This window comes from Kitasatospora sp. NPDC127060 (genome assembly GCF_042724935.1).
Lineage (GTDB): Bacteria > Actinomycetota > Actinomycetes > Streptomycetales > Streptomycetaceae > Kitasatospora.
Genome location: NZ_JBHXEG010000063.1, coordinates 38,693 through 57,547 on the forward strand (window position 1 = coordinate 38,693; position 18,855 = coordinate 57,547).

Consider the following 18,855-nt stretch of genomic DNA (forward strand, 5'->3'; position numbering starts at 1 on the left):
GTGCTGGACGGCGGCGAACGGTCCACGACGGCGCAGGCCGGGGGCGCGCGACGCGCGGCCGCACTCTGCCGGGGTGTCACCACCACAGGGCTTTCATCAGGAAATCGGGCGGTTCCTCCCCTAGGGTCGGAATGCCGAGCCCACGGCGCGATCCCCGTCCGCGCCGCGGGCCGCTCGGCAGTCACCGGCCCGGGACCCCGATGGGAGCGGCCATGCCGTCGTACCCGTTCCACACCACCCGCGAGGACCTCCGCATCCCGCTGCCCGACGGCACCGAGCTCGCCGCCCGCCTGTGGCGCCCGGTCAGCGACGAGCCCGTCCCCGTCCTGCTGGAGTACTCGGCCGACCGCCTCGCCGACCGCACCGCAGCCGAGGACGCCCGCCGCCACCCCTGGTACGCCGGCCACGGCTACGCCGCCGTCCGGGTCGACACCCGCGGCCACGGCAACTCCGGCGGGCTGCCCGGCGAACCCGGCGGCGAGCAGGAGCTCACCGACGGCACCGCCGTCGTCGACTGGCTCGCCCGCCGCCCCTGGAGCAACGGGCGGGTCGGCCTGCTCGGTGTCGGCGCCGCCGGCACCACCGCGCTGCGGCTCGCCGCCCGGGTGCCGGAGACCGTCGGCGCGGCCGTCACCGCCTGCCCCGAGGGCGGCCACCGCCTCGGCGGCGCCGTCCTCGCCGCCGACCTGCACACCCGGCTCACCACCCTGATCGCCGACGCCGCCCTCCCCCCGGACCCGCGCCACCTCGGCGACGCCTGGCGGCCCGCCTGGCTGGCCCGGCTCGAATCCCTGGAGCCCCCCGTCGACGCCTGGCTCGCCGCCGGGGACACCACCGTGCCGGTGTCCGTCCCGGTGTTCGCCGTGGCCGGCTGGGGCGACCCGTCCTGCTCCTTCGTGCTGCGGCTGCTCGCCGAATCCCCCACCGCGCACGCCCTGCTCGGCCCCTGGCCGCACGGACTGCCCGAGGCCGCCCTGCCCGAGACCCTGCGCTGGTGGGACCACTGGCTGCGCGGCGTCGACACCGGCGCCCTCAAGGAACCGGCCCTGCGCAGCTGGATCGGCACCCGCTGGACCGGCGACGACACCTGGCCCTCCCCCGACGTCCGGGAGATCCACTACGACCTGGACGGCCAGCTGCGCACCGCCGGCACCGCCTCCGACGACCGGTACGTCCACGTCCGCTCCCCCCAGCACACCGGCCTCAACGCCGGCGCGTACGTCCCGCACGGCCGCCCCGCCGACCGGCCGCCGGACCAGCGCGAGGAGGACGGCCGCTCAGTCTGCTTCGACTCCCAGCCGCTGCCCGAGCCGGTCGAACTGCTCGGCGCGCCGACGGCACGGCTGCGGCTGCGGTCCGGGGCCGCCCCCGTCCAGGTGGTCGCGCGGCTGTGCGCGGTCGGCCCGGACGGCACCTCCGCCCTGCTCACCCGGGGCGTGCTGACCACCACCGGCCCGGACGCCGAGGTCGACCTCGCCGCCTGCGCGGCCAGCGTCCCGGCCGGGCACCGGCTGCGGCTCGCCCTCTCCTCCGTCTACTGGCCCTGGGTGTGGCCCACCCCCGACGACACCGGCTACGCCGTCGACCCCTCCCGCTCCACCCTCAGCCTGCCCGTCCGCCACCTGGCCGCGGATGTCGGCGCCGCCCCCGTCACCCTCGCGACGCCTTCGCTGCCCGACCCGCTGGACATCCACCTCACCGAACCGCTCACCGCCCGGCCCGAACACGTCACCGTGCACGACATCGGCCGCCACGAATGGCGCACCGAGCTCTCCCCCGCCACCGACGGCACCCGCACCCACCCCGACGGCCTGGTCCGCGACGAGCACACCGTCACCGCCTACCGCATCCTCACCGGCGCCCCGCTCAGCGCCCAGGCCCGCACCGATCGCACCGTACGGCTGGAGCGCCCGGACCTCGGCTGGGACGTCACCGTCCAGACCCGCACCCAACTGCGCTGCGACGCCGGGCACTTCCTCAGCACGGTGCAGCTGCGGGCACTGGAGGCGGGGTCGGTGGTGTTCGCCCGGGAGTGGCAGCACCGGGTCGCACGGGAGAGCGAGTCAAACTAATCCTTATATAATTGCTTTCCATACATCAATTGTCTTATAACTAGCCGCATGAAAACCCTCGGCCTGATCGGCGGCATGAGCTGGGAGTCCACCGCCGAGTACTACCGCACCCTCAACCAGCTCACCCGGGACCGCCTCGGCGGACTGCACTCCGCCCGACTCGTTCTCTACTCCGTCGACTTCGCCGCAGTCGAGGAACTCCAGACCGCCGGGCGCTGGGACGAGGCCGGCGCGCTCCTCGCCGACGCGGCCCGCGCCCTGGAGGCGGCCGGCGCCGACCTGCTGCTGATCTGCACCAACACCATGCACAAGGTCGCCGACCAGGTGGCCGAAGCCGTCTCCATCCCCCTGCTGCACCTCGCCGACGCCACCGCCGGCGCCGTCCGAGCCGCCGGACTTCGCCAAGTCGGCCTACTGGGAACGGCGTTCACCATGGAACAGGACTTCTACCGCGGCCGCCTGGCCTCCGGCGGCCTGACCGTCCTCACCCCCCGGCCCGCATCCCGCGCCCTGGTCCACCGGGTGATCTACGACGAACTGTGCCTCGGCATCGTCCGCGAGGAGTCCCGCGCGGCCTACCGGCAGATCATCGCCGAGTTGGTCGCCGCGGGCGCCGAGGGCGTCATCCTCGGCTGCACCGAGATCGAACTCCTGGTCCGCCCCGAGGACAGCCCCGTCCCCCTCTTCCCCACCGCCCGGCTCCACGCCGAGGCGGCGATCGACGCCGCGCTGTCCGCATAGGCCGGCACCGCGGAGAAGGCCGATCCGATGGTCGACGTACAGGACCACCCCGTCGAGTCGCCGATGGGCCTCCGCACGGCCCTCGTCACGGTCGATTGCCGCCTGAGCCGCCAGCACCGGTTCAGGAGGCCAGCAGGGACTCCGCGATGCTGCGGGCCCGCCATGCGGCCTCCGGGGTGCCCTCGCGCAGGGCGGTGACGATGGCGCCGTCCATCAGGAGCGCGAACTGCTTGGCACGAACGGCTGGTTGGGGGATGTCCGCGTCGCACAGGAGCTGCTCGACGAGTTCGATGACGCGGGTCTTGTGCAGGGCCGCCATGCGGCGCGCCGGACTGGACGGGTCCGCGATCTCGGTCATCGTGTTGATCGCGACGCAACCGCGGTAGTCCTGCGCCGCGAAGCGTTCGGCGAGCGCGTCGAAGACGTTGAGCGGCTGGCCGCCGTAGGCCGCGACCCGCTCGCTCAGCCAGGCGCGCCACCGTGCGTCGCGCCCCTCCAGAACCGCGGTCACCAGGGCCTCCTTGCCGGCGAAGTGCCGGTAGAAGGAGGCCCGGCCCACGCCGGACTCGGAGAGGATGCGCTCCACGCCGACCGCGCGGATTCCGTTCGCGTAGAAGAGGGACTCGGCGGTGGCGAGCAGGCGCGCCCTTGCATTTACTGCCATGCACTCGATCCTAACCACCCTTGACGCCAAACGGCACTGATCGGTACCGTCCTGCTGTCGGTACCGATCGGTACCGTTTTTTTGGGGGACCGCATCACCTCGGGGGAGAAGTCGTGCAGAAGTCCGTGGACAAGGGCGAGTTGCTCGAACGCGTACAGAAGCAGCTGGGGCGGGTACCGAATCTCTACGCCTCGATGGCCGAGGCGCCCGCCGCCCTGGAGGGCTACCTGGCGATGCGCGACCAGCTGGGCCGCGGCGTGCTGCGGGCCAGGATGCGCGAGCAGCTCGCACTCCTGGTCGCCCAGGAGAACGACTGCACCTACTGCGTCAGCGCCCACTCGCTGCGCGGCAGCACGATGGGGCTGAGCGACGAGGAACTCCTCGCCACCCGCGACGCCTCCGACACGGACCCGCACGCCCAGGCCCTGCTGGCCCTGGCCCGCGAACTCATCCGCACCCGCGGACAGATCGGCGACGAGACCCGCGCACTGATCAGCGCGGCCGGCGTGACGGACGCGGAGGCCGGCGAGGTGGTGGCGCACGTGGCGCTCAACACCCTCTCCAACTACTTCAACCACCTGGCCCGTCCGGAGCTGGACTTCCCCGAGGTGAAGGCATGAGCGAGGACTGGACCGAGGCGGCGGTCGAACTGAACGCCGGCTACACGGTGGTGAACGCGGACGGCGCGGCCGTCTCGTCCGCCCCGCGGGCACTGGTGGCCCTGCAGGGCGGCTTCGCCAAGCTACGCCTGCCGGGCACCGACACGGTGCAGGTGGTCTCGGCCCCGGCCGTCCGCCTCATCACCCTCCGCCCCGCGTGACCCTGGCGGTCGGAGCTTCGACCGCCACCCCCATACCTGCGGCTGCACGGCCGCCCGGGTCGGGACGCCCCGCAACCGACGTTGCGCGGCCGCCCGATCCGGGACGCCGGGCAGCCGCGGCCCGTCCTGGTGGAGGACTGAACTACCCGAGGAGGAGCGTCACTTCCCTCGCCAGCCAGTCCAGGTACCAGTCCGCGAAGTCCGGCCCGGGATTCAGGCCCTCGCCGTACGCGAGGTCGTCCGACCACACCTGGCCGCTCGCCTCCCCGGTCACCACCAGCCGCAGGAACCCGCCGCACCCCAGCTCGGCCAGCACCATCGAGCCGGTGAACCAACAGGGATCGAAGGCCTCGTCGTCGGGGGCGTGCCGAGCGCAGACCTCCAACTCGGGCCAGGGCTGGAAGCGTTCGGCGTGCGGGAAGGGGACGGCGAACTCGTCGGCCCAGTCGGCACCCAGGTCGCTCTGCAGCCGAGCCCAGACGTCACCGCCCCAGCGGTACAACCCGTAGGCCGGCCCGGCACCGCCGCGTCCCACCGTGGTGATGAACGTCCGGTACGACAGCGGGAGTTCGAAGCCGTGGGCCCGCTCGAAGCGGGCGACCTCCGCCTCGGCCACCGGCGGATCCAGCCGGTACCGGTGCCGCCCCGCACCGAACCGCTCGTTCTGCGGGTCGGCCTGCGCCAGCTCCCACAACTGCGCGCGCACGCCCTCGACGTCCCACATGCCGCCATGCTCGCACGGAGCGGCCGCACTGCGGCGCTACTCGCCGACCCGGCGCAAGCGCTGAGGGCGCGGACCCGCCCCGGTTCAGCGTTGGGCGATCGCCGCGGCCAGGAGCATTCCGGCGGGGAGTGGTGCGAGCATGACGAGGAGGAGCCCGAGTGTTCGCCCTCCGGAGACGTACCACCGGGTCGGCTTCAGCCCCAGGAGCGTCATGGCCCACGGTGACACGTAGCCCGCGCCGTACCGGCGCACCGCATCGGCGATCAGCTGGACGTCCCGGTCGGCGACGGTGAGGATCACTCCCCCACCGGAGCGGTCCGACAGCCGCACGAACGTCACCGAGCCGGACCTGGAGAGCGCCTCCCAGGCGCGCACGGTCGCCAGGTTCGTCAGGTCCACCTCCCGCGCACCCGACCAGGTGCGGGCTCGGACGATTCCTCCGGCCACCCGCCAACCCCTCCGCCGCGCCGTCCCGGCGTCCAGCACGATCGCGGGACCGATCACGGCCACCAGCCCGGGCACGATCACCGCCCCCGAGCGGCCGAAGGCCGGGCCGACCACCAACGGCGGCACCACGATCGCCAGCAGGAGCACCGCCCAGCCGCCGGCGAAGAGGACGCGCCGCCTTCGGACGGACTGAGTCGAAGCGTTCACCGCACAAACGTAGACCCGCCGACCCCTCCGACACCATGGCCACCGGAGCCCGCTAGCCGGGCCGATCAACCGCCGCCGTGGGCTCGACCGGGTTCTCCCCGCGCACAGTTCGCAGGACCTGAACGAGGCGCAGCGCCTCGGCGAGCCCGAAGCGGAACGCCAGCAGCAGGAAGGTGAGGAGCGGGACGGTGATCGCCGCCAGGGGCGCGGTGACGAAGGCGGGGAGGCCGAGCATCCCGGTCGTGACGGCCACCGAGAGGGTGAGCAGCAACGCCGTCACGGCGGCGACGGCCAGCCTTCGTCCATCGGCCCGGTCCGGCGATTCGGGGGCGCTCGTCGGCAGCTCCGGGGGCTGCCCCATCGCGCCCAGGAGGTCGGCGAACCGCCCGTCAGCGGTCTGCTCGGCGATGGCCCCCGCGAGCTCCGCCAGCTTCCGGGTGGCACGCTCCCGGTCCGGCAGCAGTTCGTCGGCGGTCCGTTCCAGCAGGGCCGCGACCTGCCGGGCATGGTCGAGCAGGCGCTTGCGGGTGCTCGAGCGGGAGCCGTAGTCGGTCGCGACCCGGCCGGCCGCATCGATCAGCGCCTGCCCCAAGGCCTGGGCCTTGACGCTCAGTTCGGCCGCCTCCTGGTGCCCCGACCCGGGTTCGCGCACTCGGGCGCACGCCCGCAGGACGGCGAGCGCGGGGAGCACCGGCTTGTGCGAGGGCCGGACGGCGACGGCCCGAACCGCGCTCCGCACCACGGTGGTGACGACGAACGCGGCGGCGCAGAAGCCGACGATCTGCGCGACCTGCACCTTGTCCCGGTGGGTCGGGCAATGACCGAGTTCGGCGCCCGCGGAGGGAAGCAGCCCCCCGGGCGTGCAGTTCCCCTTCATCGCCGCGAGGATGAACCCGACCACGATCACCGCCACGTACCCGGTGGCGAGGATCCGGGGCACCATGTCCCCGGCCGCTTGGTGGGCCAGCGCACGGCGCAGCAGACCGACGTCGAGCGGCGTCCCCAGCACCGCCCGGAGGTCCTCGGCCGCCGTGGCCGTGCGACGCTCCACCGTCCGGTGGTGCAGGCGCCGAAGCGGTCGCCACAACGGCGGTGCGGCGGGCGGCGGGGACTGAGCGATCGTCATGGAGTCAGCTTGCCGCTCGCCTATGACAGCCGGCCGACGGCAGGCGATATCCGCTTGGGCGCGACCGGCCCGCCCGGTACCGTCCAGGGACGATCGAGGGGGTGTGACATGGTGCGGCCGCTGCTGTTGCTGGACGTGGACGGTCCGCTGAACCCTGACGCGGCGAAGCCGCACCGGCGGCCCCCGGGGTACGGCACCCACCGGTTGATGACGCCGCGCTGGCGGGCCGCCGAGCGGCGCCGACTGGCGGCGTGGGGCCTGCCGCACAAGGAGCCGAAGCCGCTGCGGGTATGGCTCGATCCGGCGCACGGGCGGGCGCTGACCGCACTGCCCTTCGACCTGGTGTGGGCGACGACGTGGGAGGAGGAGGCCAACTCCTTCATCGGGCCCGTCCTGGGACTGCCCGAACTGCCGGTCATCGCCTGGTCCGACCCGCGGCCCGAGCCCGGGGGCGGGGTGTTCTGGAAGACCCCGGAGATCGTCGCCTGGGCGCGGGGCCGTCCCTTCGCCTGGGTCGACGACAACATCACGGCGGCGGACCGCGCCTTCGTCCGGGCCCACCACGACGGCCCGGCGCTCCTCCACCACGTCGACCCGAAGACCGGGCTGACGACGGACGACTTCACGCGACTGGCCGACTGGGCAGGCACGCTGGACTGAACTCCGTGCGCGGGAAGTCGGACGGGCCGAGTTCCCGCGCACGGTGACTCGGCGGCAGGTCAGCCAGGGCGGTGAGCGACGGCGACGAAGAGCGTCACCGACAGGTGGAACGCGCCCTGCTCGGCGGCGGCCGTGAGGTCGGCGTACAGCCCGTCGCGCTGCTCCTCGGTGATCAGGCCGCGCCCGAGCGCCGCCGTGGCGAGACCGCGGACGATCGGCCAGGTGACGGCACCGGGTTCGTACAGCAGCACGTCCGCGCCGACGTGGTCGACGCTCAGACCGGCCGCGGCCAGCCAGCCGGTGAGCCGGCGCCCGGCGTCCGGGGTGGCGGCGGTGCCCTGGGCGATGGTGGCCAGCGCGGGCCGCAGTTCGGGGGCGACCGGGTGGAGCACGAAGGTGGCCCAGTCGGTGTCGAGCAGCGCGACCCGGCCGCCCGGGCGCAGGACCCTGGCCATCTCGGCGACGGCCCCCGCCGGGTCGTTCAGGTGCTGGAGCACCCGCTCGCACCAGACCGCGTCCAACTCGCCGTCGGCCGGCGGCAGCGCGAGCGCATCGCCGGCCAGGAACCGCGCCGGGCTGCCCACCGCGGCGGCCCGCCGCTCGGCGACGGCCCGCAGGCCGGGGTTCGGCTCGATCCCGGTCGCGGCACCGTCCGGGCCGACCGCCGCCGCGAGCACCAGGGTCTCCGAACCGGTGCCGGAGCCGACGTCCAGCGCCCGCTCCCCGGGGCGCACGGCCAGGCACGCGTGCGCCCACTCGCGCAGCCGCCGCACGCCCGGGTTGGCGGCCTGGACGTCCAGTGCGGCGACCAGCCGGTCGGTGACCGCCGGGTCGGCGTTGGGCGCGTGAAAAGCCGAGGTGGGGTGCTGTTCTGACACGACGTCCAGTGTAGGAGGAAGAGGAACACGTCACCGGTCGCACGGTGACCGACCATGCGACCCACGGGAGGGCACTCCCTGTCCATCGGCCCCCGGCCGAGGCGGTGACCTCGGCGGCCTCGCCCGTGCCGAGCTTGATGCTCGCCATGCCGAGCGGCCCGCTGGCCTTCCACACCGTCGGGCCCCGGCGGTCGCTGATCTCCTTGAGCTCGACCGGCCCCCAGACGGTTTCTGCGGCCCTCAGCGCTGCTCGGGCCTCGGCAGGGAACTCGCCCATTCTCGAACTGCCTTCCACTCACAAGGGATGTGCTCGAAGACGTTGCGGCCGTCGTCGGCCGAGACCGCCAGGGCTGCCGCGAGGTCGGGGCGGTCTCCAGGAACTCGGGGGTGTGGGAGCACTGCGCGGCCACAGCCACCAGCGCACGGGTCGGGCTGCGGAACCCGCTCCGGTCGGCTCAGCGACTTTGGACGGTCGGCGCGGCCGGGGCGGGGGCTTGAAGGTGCTACTCGTCCAGGTTCGAGGGGTCGCCTGGACGTTGATCGCTGGCACCGTCAGGCCATGACCGACGCGGGCGCACCGCAGAGCCGCTTCCGGCCGCAGACCTGAACGGCACTCTCGTCTCGGGAGAGCTGGAACCGGGTGCGAAGCTGCCCAGCAACAAGGAGATCGCCGGGCGTTGGAACGTCGCCGTAGCCACGGTGAGCCGCGCACTCCAGCACCTCCAGGTGGATGGTTGTCTGCGCACGTCACCACGCGGAACGTTGGTCGCAGACGACCCCCGCGTGAGTGCCAGCAGCCGCGACCGCCTTGCCCGGGTACAAAGGGTGCAGTCCAACCTCATGGACGGCGAAACCAGTCGTGTGACAGCTTCCGAAATCGTCACCCCGCCGCTCTACGTAGCGGATCTGTTCGACCTGGAACACGGGGCCCAGTTGGTACGTCGCGAGTACATCGCTGGGCGTGGCAAGTCGCGAACCCTCTTCGCGGTGTCCTGGTATCCCGCGCACTTCGCTGCACTAGTACCCGACTTGCTCAACACGGCACCGGGACGGAACGACGGAATCACGGCAAGGGTCCTCGAAGCTACGGGCCGGACCATCACGGCGGCACGCGACGACATGCACGCGCGAACGGCTGACCAGCGAGAAGCCGCCGCTTTGGCGGTGCCGGTCGGCAGTTCCATCCTGGCACTCGTCCACCGCTGGTCGGACGACGAAGGGTTGATCGAGTACACGGAGTCCTGCCTGCCAGCCCAGTTCACCATCGGCTACGAGTACACGCCGTAGATCGTCCCGGAACACAAAAAGACCGCCAGCGGGAATCCGCTGGGGGTCTTTTCCGTTTGGGGCATGCTGCGACCCTTGATCACCCGGTTAAGTGCGCTTACAGGGTGCCTTTATCGTGGGTTGAATCCGTCAACGTTCCTGGCTTGCAACCACACTGGCGTCCGGGGGCCTGGAAAACGGCACCACACCCAGGGCGCGTTTGTCGAGCTGGGGCCGAGATCGCTGAGCGGCCAGGCCGTGAACTTCCGGAGCGCCCCGCCCTCACCCTGCCGGAGAAAGACTCATCAGCCGCGAGGGAGGACCCGGCAACCAGTGGCAGTGACGGCCTTTTGCCGGGCCTGCCTTGGACATGGTGTCCCAGAAGGGACGACCTTCCTGCGAGTTTTGCACCTCCCTGTCCACGTACACCTTCAATTCGTCATGCGAACCTGTCAGCCATGACCCAGAAGACGCCTTCCCGAAGTCGCCCGCAATTCGAACTGCGCTGTGGCGGCCTGCACTTGACCATTCAGCGCATCCCTGCGTGGTTGATCACACTGGCAACGCTGGGCGGAAGCAGCGTGACCGCTTGGTGGACGAGCCGGTGAGCCGACGTCAGAACGGCGGACGCTGGTGGTCGAAGTCCCGTCGGGTCTTGCGACTTGCCGAGCACCTGAACGTTGCCGTCGACGTCCTCTCCGCCGAGTGGAAGCGGCTGCCGGTGGTCGATGTCCACGCCGCTGGGCAGGAAGCACCTTGTGCGGCCAGATCAACCGCGGGGGCGGCACGCTGTGCAGTAGACGAGCCAGGCATCCGAACGCCGCGCTTGCTGAGCGCCGACAGGCAGCTTGTCCTTCGGCGCGTATGCGTAGCGCGGGCAGGACCGGCAGCGGACGGGAACCCACAACCGGTCACCACCATCCCACAGCGCTCGCCCCGCCGGCCGAACCCAAGCAGGTCCGCTGCCCTAAGCGCGATTCGCGGCGCCTCGCCCGCCCCCGGCGAGGCGCCGCCACCGGTCACGCCTCCTCGGGGACCTCCACGATCAGCAGCGTCCCCCAGCTACCCGCCCGCACTGCGTGCCGGGCGCCCGCCGGGATTCGGTACAGCTCGCCGGCGGCGACCGTCAGCTCCTCCCCCTCCACGTCCAGCTCCAGGACGCCGTCGGCGACGAACAGCGCCTCGGCCGTCCCGTGCGCCTCCTGCTCCAGCTCGCGCCCGTCCATCCGGAGCACCTTCACCGCTGCCGTTCCGACCCGGCCCAGTACCACCGAGCGCCAGGCGTCGGGCAGTTGGGCCGCATGTTCCTTCACGTCCACCAGGCTCATGACCACGGACGTTATCGGGGCCGACCGCTGAGTTGGTCGACCGTTTGGCAAAACCTGCCAGGATCTCCGGAGTGAATGCTCGCGCGCTGTACGAGGCGCTACTCGACACCGACGGCCCCTACGAGGACGTCATCGGCCCCTGGCTCGCACAGGCCATGGCCGCCGACTACCGGGCACGCCTCCAGGCCGCCACCACCCCGCACGATCATTGGTGGGCCGATGACCCGGACCTCCTTGAGGAGCTCTACGCGCTCAGCCGGGTCAGCGACTTCCTCCTCCTCGACCCGCAACTCCCGCCCTACCTCCACCTGTTCACCGCCCTCGGGATGACGCAGATCGGGCCGTCCCCCTTCGACCCCTTCCTGCACGAGATCACCGAGGTCGAACAGGCCGACGACGCGGACGCCCCCATCGAGATCCTCGACGGAGGCGTCCGCTGGCCCGCCCTGATGCTCGGCGAGCTGCTGTTCAGCCGCGCCGGCGTCCGGGTACGGGCCGGCGCCGCGCACGCGGAACGCGGCGTGGCCGACCGCTGGCCGCTCTACTGGACCCACCGCCGCGCCCACCGCCCCACCCGCGACCTCTCCCAGGGCTGGGGCAACAACTCCCAGTGGCGCACCGACTTCCGCCTCGACTACCGCACCCCCGCCGGCGACCTGCTGAACGTCGCCGAGTCCGCCCCCATCGACGGCGACCCCTCCCGCGACCCCGATGACTACGGCAACCTCGGCCCCGACGAACGCCTCCTCACCCCCGCCGAGCGCCGCGAACTCCTGCGCCACCGCACCTTCCTGCGCACCCCCGCCACCCCCGCCGCCTCGCCCGGCTGGGCGGCGGACCTGTGGCCGTTCGAGTGGCGACTGTAGGACCTTCGGGCGGCGTGCCGGTCCGTGGTCGCCGATACAGGACTGAAACGCTCCGTATCGGAATCGATCGTTACCGATGGAAGGATGAAACCTCCCCTAGACGGAAATCTGACGTCCCGTTCCTAATGTGCCACCCATGCCACAGACACACAGGCCCACCAGCCCGACGCTCTTACAAGTCGCCCTGACAGCAGTCACCTTGGCCACCGGGCTGGCACTGTCCCCGCCCGCAGGGGCCGCGCCGGAGGTAGGCCCCGCTGGGAACCGGGTGGCCGTCCACCCGGAGGCGGTCACGGCCGCACAACAGCAGGCCGTCCTGGACTACTGGACCCCGCAGCGGATGGCCGCCCTGACCGCTTGAGCCGCCCGGAGCGCACGGACCGACCGGAGCGCACGGACCGACCGGACCGACCGGACCGACCGGACCGACCGGACCGACCGGCTGAGCCGTGGGTCACGCCTGATCGCGACCGTCCACCGCCACGAGCCGTCCACCGCCGCGAATCACCCTCGACCAACCACCCCGACCAGCCACCCCCGGCCACGAAGGACAACGATGTCAGCCACCCACCGAGCGTTCTCCCGCAAACTCGTCGCCACGGGGGCCCTCCTGTTGAGCGCGACCACGGCGGCGGTGCTGCTGCCGACCGTCGCCCTCGCCGCGGAGCCGGAGCCCATGACAACGCACTCCGGCGCCACCACCGCACAGGAACGCAGCCGGATCGACGCCTACTGGACCCCCGCGCGGATGAGGCTGGCGGGCGCCCTGATCCCCGAGAACACCCCCGTACCCGAGGACGACAACACGCCCGACGACCCGCACCCGCTGCCCGCGAACACCCCGGACCCCGGCGCCACCTGGACGCACGGCGGAGCGGTGACCCGGAGCGTCGGCCGGCTCTTCTTCACCTTCTCCGACGGCTACGACGGCAGCTGCACCGCAACGGTCGTCACCAGCGCGAACCGCAGCACCGTGATCACGGCAGCGCACTGCCTGCGGGGCGTCGGAGCGCCCACCGCGGACGACACGTGGCGGCACAACCTCTACTTCGTGCCCGGCTACCGCAACGGAACGAAGCCGCTCGGCGGCTTCAGCATCAGGAGCATGGCCACCTCCTCCCGGTGGGACGCCGATCCGGGCACGACGACGTCCAGCGACGTCGCGGTGGCCGGCCACGACACGGGAATCCTCGTGGCGAACCCCTCGGCCGAGGGACGGAGGGTCGCGGACGTCACCGGTAGCCAGCGGATCGCGTTCACCAAGCCCGTCAAGGGCGAGTTCATCCACGCCTTCGGCTACCCGAAGGACCGGCTCAACCTCCCCGACGCCAAGTACGCCGGATCGCGAATGATCCACTGCGCCGGACCGTCCCAGCCCGGCCCCAAGGCGCCCCTCCTGTGGGGTGAGTCCTGCGACATGGGGCACGGCGCGAGCGGCGGCCCCCACCTCGCACGGTTCGACACCCGGACCGGTGTCGGCACGGTCGTCGGCGTCACCACCACCACGGACGACCTCGCGGGCGGACCGGCCGGCACGCTCTACGCCACGCGGCTCGGCGACGGCGCCCACCGCCTCTACGAGTGGGCGCAGCGGCAGTCGGTCTGATCCGGTACCCGGGCCGGCCACGCGCTCGTTCCGGCCGCCCCGCGCCACCGACCGCCCCGCGCCACCGACCGCCCCGCGCTACCGGGCGCCCGGTCCGGGGCGTCGGTCGGCGAGCAGTTCGCCGATCACGTAGCGAGCGGTGTCCGCCATCCGCCGGTTGGTGTCGCGGTAGTAGTCCAGTTCCATCAGCGCGACGGACAGCGCCCAGCCCCTCCCCCGCTCCCAGGCCGCGTCGTCGGCGCCGACGGCCGCCCGGAAGGCGTCGCGCGCGACGGCGGGCAGCACGTACCAGGCGGGGAGCAGGTCCACGGCCGGGTCGCCGAGGCCCGCGCAGCCGAAGTCGATGACGGCGCTCAACCGGCCCGCACCGTCGACCAGCAGGTTGCCGGGCTGGAGGTCGGCGTGGATCCAGACCGGCGGGCCGGGGTGCTCGGGTGCACCGAGTCCCCGCTCCCACCAGGCGGTGACCGCAGCGGCGTCCACCGCACCCGCCAGCGCCGCGACCGCCCGCCGGACCGCCCCGTCCCGCGCCGCCAGCGGCTCGCTGCGGTAGGACGCCGGGCCGCCCGAAGGCTCCACCCGGTGCAGCGCGGTCACGAAGGACGCCAAGTCAGCTGCCAGAACGCCATGTTGACCAGAAGTACCGGCCACCGGGTTGGCCCCGTCCAGCCACCGCAGCACCGACCAGCGCCACGGGCAGCCGTCCACCGGCTCACCCAGGGCCACCGGCACCGGTACGGCGACCGGGAGTTCGGGAGCCAGGCGGCTCAGCCAGGTGTGTTCCTTGGTGATGTCCTCGGCCGCCCCCGGGATGCGCGGGATCCGTACCACCAGGTCGGTGCCCAGCCGGTACATCGCATTGCTCGTGCCCGCCGAATCCACCAACTCGACGGGCAGGCCGGCCCATTGCGGGAACTGATCGGCCACCATCCGCCGGACCAGCGTCTCGTCCATGTCCAGTTCGTCCGCGTGCATCTTCCGCGCCATGGCGCCCGACCCTGCCAGCAACCACGGCGGGCCTGCAATCCGATTACCAGGGCACGACCTGCCCCAGGTGGTCCACGAAGTGCAGGCCGGGCTTTCCCCGGTGCCGCTCGATCGTCTCCGCCACCCCGGGAACGCTCTCCTCCACGCTCAGTTCGGCCTCGAACCCGCCGAGTCCGGTGCGCACCCAGCCCGGGTCCATCAACAGCAGCGTCCGCGCGCCGTCCGCCCGGCGGGCCGCGTAGCAGCGCATCAGCTGGTTCAGCGCGGACTTGCTGGCCCGGTACAGGTCCTGACCGCCGTCGTCGTTCAGCGAGATGCTGCCCTGGTCGGAGGACATGACACCGATGGTCCCGGTCGGCGCGACCAGCGGGCCGAGCACCTCCACGACGCGCATCGGGCTGAGCGCGTTGGTCACCATGACCTCGGTGAACATGTCCGTCGGGACCTCGCCGATCGGGAGGTCGCCGCGGGTGATGGCGGCGTTGACGAAGAGCAGGTCGAGGGTGCGGCCGTGCAACCGGTCGCGCAGGGCGGCGATCTGCCCGGGGTCGGTCATCTCCAGGGACTCGACGGTCAGCCGCCCGCCGACGGCGTCCGCCAGGTCGTGCAGGCCGGTGCGCCGGGTGCCGCGGACGGTGCCGATGACGTCCCAGTCGCGGCGGAGCAGCTCGGCGGCGAGACCGAGGCCCAAGGTCCGGGAGGCGCCGATGATCAGGGCGGTGTTACGAACGTCGGTCATGGTCCGAGTCTCCGAGCCGGAGGGGCGGGCGTCCAATACCCTTCCGGGCGCATTGATACCGTGCGGGCATGGATCTGGACCTGCGCAAGCTCCGCTACTTCGTCGCGGTGGCCGAACACGGGGGGTTCGGCCGGGCCGCGGGCGCGTTGTTCATCGCCCAGCCGGTGCTCAGCCGGCAGATCCGGGCGTTCGAGCGGGAACTCGGCTGCACCCTGTTCACCCGGACCACCCGCAGCGTCGAACTGACCGCCGCGGGAAAGAAGTTGTACGAGGAGGCGGCACGGATCACCGCCACCGTCGACACCGCCCTGGCCCGCGTACGGGAGGCCGCGCGGGGCGAACAGCTGCTCGTGGTCGCCTTCTCCCCCGGCCTGCACGTGTCGGAGGCGATCCGGGCGTTCACGGCACTCCACCCCGGGATCGGCATCGACGTGCTCCCGCCGCAATGGTGGGAGCGGGACGCGCCGCTGCGCGACGGCCGCGCACACGTCGGCTACCTGCGGCGCCCCTTCGACGACACCGGGCTGCGTACGATCCCGATCGGCCGGGAGGCCAAGGTCGCGTGTCTGCCCGCGACGCACCGGCTGGCCGGCCGGAGCAGCCTCACCACGGCCGACCTCGACGGCGAGCCGATCCTCGACGGCCGGGCCCGGCGGCCCCACACCCTGGACGAGAAGTTCGAGCTGATCGCCGCCGGACGGGGCGTCGCCCTCGTGCCGGTCAGCATCGCGGGCTCCTACTCCCGCCCCGACCTGGTCTACCTGCCGGTCACCGACTTCCCGCCCGTCGAAACCTGCCTGGCCGTCCCGGAGGACGGCGACCGACCTGGCCCCGTACGGGACTTCCTCGACCTCGCCGTCCCCGTGCTGCGCGGCCGGGTCGCCGAGTAGCCGGGTAGCCGGGTAGCCGAGTAGCCGAGTAGCCGGGCCAGGGTCTTCCGTCAGGCCCGCCCACCGCCCGCCGTGCCCGGCGGCCCCGCTCACCCCCGTACCGCGAGGTCCTGGCTCCCCACCACCTTGAGCAGTCGCAGCGCCGAGTGCGAGGGCGTGCCGGGGGCGGCGGTGTAGAAGGTCGTCCACTGATCACGGTGCGGGTCGTACAGCGCCTCGCAGTCGAGGTCGAGCCTGCCGACCACCGGGTGGACCAGGCGCTTGGTCGTCGAGCGGCGCATCTCGACGTCCTGGCGCGCCCACAGTTCGCGGAACTCCTCGCTGGTGGCGAGCAGTCGGTCGACCAGCCGGCGCACCCCGCTGTCGGCGGGGTAGCGGGCGGAGGCGGAGCGCAGGTCGGCGACCGCCCGGCGGCCGAAGCCGTCCTGGTCGGCGGGCTCGTAGAGGGCGCGGGCGGACGGGTCGGTGAAGAAGCGCCAGACGAAGTTGCGCTCGCCGGGCGGCAGGGCGGAGAAGTCGCCGAGCAGGGCGGCGGCCATGGCGTTCCAGGCGAGGACGTCGCGGGCGGCACTGCACACCATGGCCGGGGTGTCGTCCAGCCGGTCGAGCAGGTGCAGGACGCCGGGCCGTACGTCGCGGGGCAGCACGGTCGGCGGCAGCGGCGCCTCGCCGACCAGGTGGTGCAGATGGGCGGTCTCGTCCTCGGACAGCCTCAGCGCCCGGCTGATCGCCCCCACCATCTGCCGGGACGGCCGCGGGCCCCGGCCCTGTTCGAGCCGGATGTAGTACTCCACCGACATGCCGGCGAGCTGCGCGACCTCCTGGCGGCGCAGGCCCGGGGTACGGCGTCGGCCGCCGGCCGGCAGGCCGACGTCGGAGGGCTGGATGCGGGCGCGCCAGCGCCGCAGGAAGGCGGCCAGCTCCGCCCGGTCCACGTGTTCCACGCCCTCAGTCTGACCTGCCCGCCCGGTCCGGACCATGGGACCGCCGATACCACCATCGACAGGGCTCTCCCGGGCCCGGCACCACCCGGCCAGGGTGGTGCCCATGAACGACAACGACCACCGCATCGTCCTGATCACCGGTGCCAACAAGGGCATCGGCCTCGCCACCGCCGGCGAACTCGCCCGCGCCGGGCACACCGTGCTGATCGGCTCCCGCGACCCCGAGCGCGGCGCCGCGGCCACCGCCGGGCTCACCGCCCGGGGCCTGGACGCCCACGCCGTCCGCCTCGACGTCACCGACCCGGCGACCGTCGCCGCCGCGGCCGAACGGATCGCCGCCGAGCACGGCCGGCTCGACACCCTGGTCAACAACGCGGGCATCACCCGGGACTTGGGCCTCACCCCGGAGCAACTGCCCCTGGACGACCTGCGCGCCACCTACGAGACCAATGTGTTCGGCGCCGTCACCGTCATCAACGCGATGCTGCCGCTGCTGCGCAAGTCCCCGGCCGGCCTGATCGGCAACGTCTCCAGCGGCCTCGGCAGCTCCTCCGTCCTCGCCGACCCGGACACCCCGGTCGGGGAGTTCGCGGCGCTGCTCGGCTACAACACCTCCAAGGCCGCGCTGAACGCCGTCACCCTGGTCTACGCCCGCACCCTGCGCGCCGAGGGCATCAAGGTCAGCTCACTGGAGCCGGGCTACTGCGCCACCGACATCAACGGCCACTCCGGCCCGTCCACCGTCGAGGAGGGCGGCCGCCGGATCGCCCGGCAGCTGGGCGAAGCCCTGGCCGGACCGACCGGCCGGTTCTTCCACCCCGACGGCGGCAACTACCCCTGGTAGGCCGTGATCAGGCCGGGCAGCTCCCGCATGTCGTCGAAGACGACCGTGCCCGGCCCGGCCAGCCGCTCCGCCGCCGTGACGCCGCCCGCGTAGCCGAGCGCCCGCATCCCGGCGGCGCGGGCGGCCGTCACGCCGGGCCCGCTGTCCTCGACCACGAGGCAGCGGACCGGGTCGACGCCCATGGTCCGGGCGGCGTGCAGGAACAGGTCGGGCGCGGGCTTGCCGCGCCCGACCTCGGTGGCGCTGAAGATCCGGCCCTCGAAGCGCCCGTACAGACCGGTCCGGCCCAGGGTGTGCCGCATCTTCTCGTGAGTGCCGCTGGACGCCACGCAGGTCGGCAACCCGAGCACGGCCAGCGCGTCCAGTGCCTCCGGCAGGCCGTCCACCGGCGTCAGCCCGGCGTCCACCGCCTCGGCGTGCAGCTCCCGGAAGCGCTTGTCGAACAGCGTCGCGGCCTCCTCCCCCAGCCGCTCGGCGACCATCGCGTGGTTGGCCGCCTCGGACCGTCCGACGAACCGCTCGATCGCCTCAGCCTCGGTGAGCGGCCAGCCGAACTCCTCCCCGAGCCGCACCAGCACGCGGACGGCGATCACCTCGCTGTCCACCAGGACGCCGTCGCAGTCGAATATCACCAGGTCTATCGGCTCGATCATCCGATCAGCATAGGGGCGGGTCGGGAACGGTCAGGGCCCCGGCGACGGGAAGTTCGCCGCCGACCCGGGGACGCTGTCCGGCAGGTGCAACGGATTCGAGCAGGGATGGTCCGCCACGACGGCCGTGGCGGACTTCAACACGATGTCCAGAACGGCCCGGCGAGTCCTGTCCGACTGCGGACGGGTGAACGCGAGGACCTGAACCCCCCACGCACGGCCTGCCCCGGGCGCGTGCTCGTGAGCGATCGAAGGGGCCCGGCGGCCGAAGCCACCGGGCCCCACCGACCGGGTGTCAGCTGGTCTGGATCGAGGTGTCGTCGATCACGAAGCTCGTCTGCAGCGAGGAGTCCTCGGTGCCGGTGAACTTCACGGTGACCGTCTGGCCCGCGTAGG

Annotated in this window: 20 protein-coding genes; 10 read left to right on the forward strand and 10 right to left on the reverse strand. The window is 72.7% G+C overall.

What is annotated here, in order from left to right:
• The first annotated feature begins 212 nt into the window (after window positions 1-212).
• On the forward strand, window positions 213-2,072 hold the full coding sequence (locus ACFWIS_RS29005; RefSeq protein WP_380459572.1) for a CocE/NonD family hydrolase: 1,860 nt from the start codon (window positions 213-215) through the stop codon (window positions 2,070-2,072).
• Between the two features lie 48 nt (window positions 2,073-2,120).
• On the forward strand, window positions 2,121-2,813 hold the full coding sequence (locus ACFWIS_RS29010) for an aspartate/glutamate racemase family protein (RefSeq protein ID WP_380459574.1): 693 nt from the start codon (window positions 2,121-2,123) through the stop codon (window positions 2,811-2,813).
• Window positions 2,814-2,934: 121 nt separating this feature from the next.
• On the opposite strand, the gene ACFWIS_RS29015 is transcribed toward ACFWIS_RS29010, so the two are convergent.
• A complete protein-coding gene (locus ACFWIS_RS29015; RefSeq protein ID WP_380459576.1) occupies window positions 2,935-3,477 on the reverse strand; it encodes a TetR/AcrR family transcriptional regulator in 543 nt (180 codons plus the stop codon).
• 113 nt (window positions 3,478-3,590) lie between these two features.
• Here ACFWIS_RS29015 and ACFWIS_RS29020 point away from each other — a divergent pair, with 113 nt between their 5' ends.
• A complete protein-coding gene (locus ACFWIS_RS29020; protein ID WP_380459578.1) occupies window positions 3,591-4,097 on the forward strand; it encodes a carboxymuconolactone decarboxylase family protein in 507 nt (168 codons plus the stop codon).
• Window positions 4,094-4,297: a hypothetical protein gene (locus tag ACFWIS_RS29025; RefSeq protein ID WP_380459580.1), complete on the forward strand. Its 204-nt coding sequence runs from the start codon at window positions 4,094-4,096 to the stop codon at window positions 4,295-4,297. The genes ACFWIS_RS29020 and ACFWIS_RS29025 overlap by 4 nt, the downstream gene beginning before the upstream one ends.
• 142 nt (window positions 4,298-4,439) lie before the next feature.
• Here the strand turns inward: ACFWIS_RS29025 and ACFWIS_RS29030 are convergent, their stop codons facing one another.
• The 3 genes from ACFWIS_RS29030 to ACFWIS_RS29040 all read right to left on the reverse strand — a co-directional run bounded on the left by ACFWIS_RS29030 (window position 4,440) and on the right by ACFWIS_RS29040 (window position 6,801).
• Window positions 4,440-5,021 (reverse strand): SMI1/KNR4 family protein, encoded by a 582-nt coding sequence (locus ACFWIS_RS29030; RefSeq protein ID WP_380459582.1) that lies wholly within the window; start codon window positions 5,019-5,021, stop codon window positions 4,440-4,442.
• An 84-nt stretch (window positions 5,022-5,105) separates the two neighbouring features.
• Window positions 5,106-5,675, reverse strand: coding sequence for a hypothetical protein (locus tag ACFWIS_RS29035; protein ID WP_380459584.1), 570 nt, complete (start codon window positions 5,673-5,675; stop codon window positions 5,106-5,108).
• A gap of 52 nt (window positions 5,676-5,727) precedes the next feature.
• On the reverse strand, window positions 5,728-6,801 hold the full coding sequence (locus ACFWIS_RS29040; RefSeq protein ID WP_380459586.1) for a hypothetical protein: 1,074 nt from the start codon (window positions 6,799-6,801) through the stop codon (window positions 5,728-5,730).
• Window positions 6,802-6,909: 108 nt separating this feature from the next.
• Between ACFWIS_RS29040 and ACFWIS_RS29045 the strand changes: the two genes are divergently transcribed.
• Window positions 6,910-7,461 (forward strand): HAD domain-containing protein, encoded by a 552-nt coding sequence (locus ACFWIS_RS29045; protein WP_380459588.1) that lies wholly within the window; start codon window positions 6,910-6,912, stop codon window positions 7,459-7,461.
• A gap of 59 nt (window positions 7,462-7,520) precedes the next feature.
• Here the strand turns inward: ACFWIS_RS29045 and ACFWIS_RS29050 are convergent, their stop codons facing one another.
• Entirely contained in the window at window positions 7,521-8,339 is an 819-nt protein-coding gene (locus tag ACFWIS_RS29050) for a methyltransferase domain-containing protein (RefSeq protein ID WP_380459590.1), read from the reverse strand.
• A 603-nt stretch (window positions 8,340-8,942) separates the two neighbouring features.
• Between ACFWIS_RS29050 and ACFWIS_RS29055 the strand changes: the two genes are divergently transcribed.
• The gene (locus ACFWIS_RS29055; protein WP_380459611.1) at window positions 8,943-9,626 is read left to right on the forward strand and encodes a GntR family transcriptional regulator; all 684 of its coding nucleotides are present in this window, start codon (window positions 8,943-8,945) and stop codon (window positions 9,624-9,626) included.
• A gap of 998 nt (window positions 9,627-10,624) precedes the next feature.
• Here the strand turns inward: ACFWIS_RS29055 and ACFWIS_RS29060 are convergent.
• Window positions 10,625-10,933, reverse strand: a complete 309-nt coding sequence (locus ACFWIS_RS29060; protein WP_380459592.1) for a cupin domain-containing protein — start codon at window positions 10,931-10,933, stop codon at window positions 10,625-10,627.
• A gap of 71 nt (window positions 10,934-11,004) precedes the next feature.
• On the opposite strand from ACFWIS_RS29060, the gene ACFWIS_RS29065 reads away from it, so the two are divergent.
• On the forward strand, window positions 11,005-11,799 hold the full coding sequence (locus tag ACFWIS_RS29065) for a hypothetical protein (RefSeq protein ID WP_380459594.1): 795 nt from the start codon (window positions 11,005-11,007) through the stop codon (window positions 11,797-11,799).
• 556 nt (window positions 11,800-12,355) lie between these two features.
• Window positions 12,356-13,405 (forward strand): trypsin-like serine peptidase, encoded by a 1,050-nt coding sequence (locus ACFWIS_RS29070; RefSeq protein WP_380459596.1) that lies wholly within the window; start codon window positions 12,356-12,358, stop codon window positions 13,403-13,405.
• Between the two features lie 78 nt (window positions 13,406-13,483).
• On the opposite strand, the gene ACFWIS_RS29075 is transcribed toward ACFWIS_RS29070, so the two are convergent.
• Complete coding sequence (locus ACFWIS_RS29075; RefSeq protein WP_380459598.1) at window positions 13,484-14,392, reverse strand: aminoglycoside phosphotransferase family protein; 909 nt, start codon at window positions 14,390-14,392, stop codon at window positions 13,484-13,486.
• Window positions 14,393-14,435: 43 nt separating this feature from the next.
• Complete coding sequence (locus ACFWIS_RS29080) at window positions 14,436-15,131, reverse strand: SDR family oxidoreductase (RefSeq protein WP_380459600.1); 696 nt, start codon at window positions 15,129-15,131, stop codon at window positions 14,436-14,438.
• A gap of 68 nt (window positions 15,132-15,199) precedes the next feature.
• Here ACFWIS_RS29080 and ACFWIS_RS29085 point away from each other — a divergent pair, with 68 nt between their 5' ends.
• Complete coding sequence (locus ACFWIS_RS29085; protein WP_380459602.1) at window positions 15,200-16,021, forward strand: LysR family transcriptional regulator; 822 nt, start codon at window positions 15,200-15,202, stop codon at window positions 16,019-16,021.
• 89 nt (window positions 16,022-16,110) lie between these two features.
• Here ACFWIS_RS29085 and ACFWIS_RS29090 read toward each other — a convergent pair whose 3' ends face one another.
• The gene (locus tag ACFWIS_RS29090) at window positions 16,111-16,965 is read right to left on the reverse strand and encodes a helix-turn-helix transcriptional regulator (RefSeq protein ID WP_380459603.1); all 855 of its coding nucleotides are present in this window, start codon (window positions 16,963-16,965) and stop codon (window positions 16,111-16,113) included.
• Between the two features lie 103 nt (window positions 16,966-17,068).
• Between ACFWIS_RS29090 and ACFWIS_RS29095 the strand changes: the two genes are divergently transcribed.
• Window positions 17,069-17,809: an SDR family NAD(P)-dependent oxidoreductase gene (locus ACFWIS_RS29095; protein WP_380459605.1), complete on the forward strand. Its 741-nt coding sequence runs from the start codon at window positions 17,069-17,071 to the stop codon at window positions 17,807-17,809.
• Here ACFWIS_RS29095 and ACFWIS_RS29100 read toward each other — a convergent pair.
• Complete coding sequence (locus ACFWIS_RS29100; protein WP_380459607.1) at window positions 17,797-18,462, reverse strand: HAD family hydrolase; 666 nt, start codon at window positions 18,460-18,462, stop codon at window positions 17,797-17,799. The genes ACFWIS_RS29095 and ACFWIS_RS29100 overlap by 13 nt on opposite strands.
• Between the last annotated feature and the right edge of the window lie 393 nt (window positions 18,463-18,855).

Excerpts from the sequence above, each read along its gene's own strand:
- ACFWIS_RS29005 (WP_380459572.1), top strand. The coding sequence starts at position 213 with ATGCCGTCGTACCCGTTCCACACCACCCGCGAGGACCTCCGCATCCCG.
- ACFWIS_RS29010 (WP_380459574.1), top strand. The coding sequence starts at position 2,121 with ATGAAAACCCTCGGCCTGATCGGCGGCATGAGCTGGGAGTCCACCGCC.
- ACFWIS_RS29015 (WP_380459576.1), bottom strand. The coding sequence starts at position 3,477 with ATGGCAGTAAATGCAAGGGCGCGCCTGCTCGCCACCGCCGAGTCCCTC.
- ACFWIS_RS29025 (WP_380459580.1), top strand. The coding sequence starts at position 4,094 with ATGAGCGAGGACTGGACCGAGGCGGCGGTCGAACTGAACGCCGGCTAC.
- ACFWIS_RS29030 (WP_380459582.1), bottom strand. The coding sequence starts at position 5,021 with ATGTGGGACGTCGAGGGCGTGCGCGCGCAGTTGTGGGAGCTGGCGCAG.
- ACFWIS_RS29040 (WP_380459586.1), bottom strand. The coding sequence starts at position 6,801 with ATGACGATCGCTCAGTCCCCGCCGCCCGCCGCACCGCCGTTGTGGCGA.
- ACFWIS_RS29045 (WP_380459588.1), top strand. The coding sequence starts at position 6,910 with ATGGTGCGGCCGCTGCTGTTGCTGGACGTGGACGGTCCGCTGAACCCT.
- ACFWIS_RS29060 (WP_380459592.1), bottom strand. The coding sequence starts at position 10,933 with ATGAGCCTGGTGGACGTGAAGGAACATGCGGCCCAACTGCCCGACGCC.
- ACFWIS_RS29070 (WP_380459596.1), top strand. The coding sequence starts at position 12,356 with ATGTCAGCCACCCACCGAGCGTTCTCCCGCAAACTCGTCGCCACGGGG.
- ACFWIS_RS29075 (WP_380459598.1), bottom strand. The coding sequence starts at position 14,392 with ATGGCGCGGAAGATGCACGCGGACGAACTGGACATGGACGAGACGCTG.
- ACFWIS_RS29080 (WP_380459600.1), bottom strand. The coding sequence starts at position 15,131 with ATGACCGACGTTCGTAACACCGCCCTGATCATCGGCGCCTCCCGGACC.
- ACFWIS_RS29085 (WP_380459602.1), top strand. The coding sequence starts at position 15,200 with ATGGATCTGGACCTGCGCAAGCTCCGCTACTTCGTCGCGGTGGCCGAA.
- ACFWIS_RS29095 (WP_380459605.1), top strand. The coding sequence starts at position 17,069 with ATGAACGACAACGACCACCGCATCGTCCTGATCACCGGTGCCAACAAG.
- ACFWIS_RS29100 (WP_380459607.1), bottom strand. The coding sequence starts at position 18,462 with ATGATCGAGCCGATAGACCTGGTGATATTCGACTGCGACGGCGTCCTG.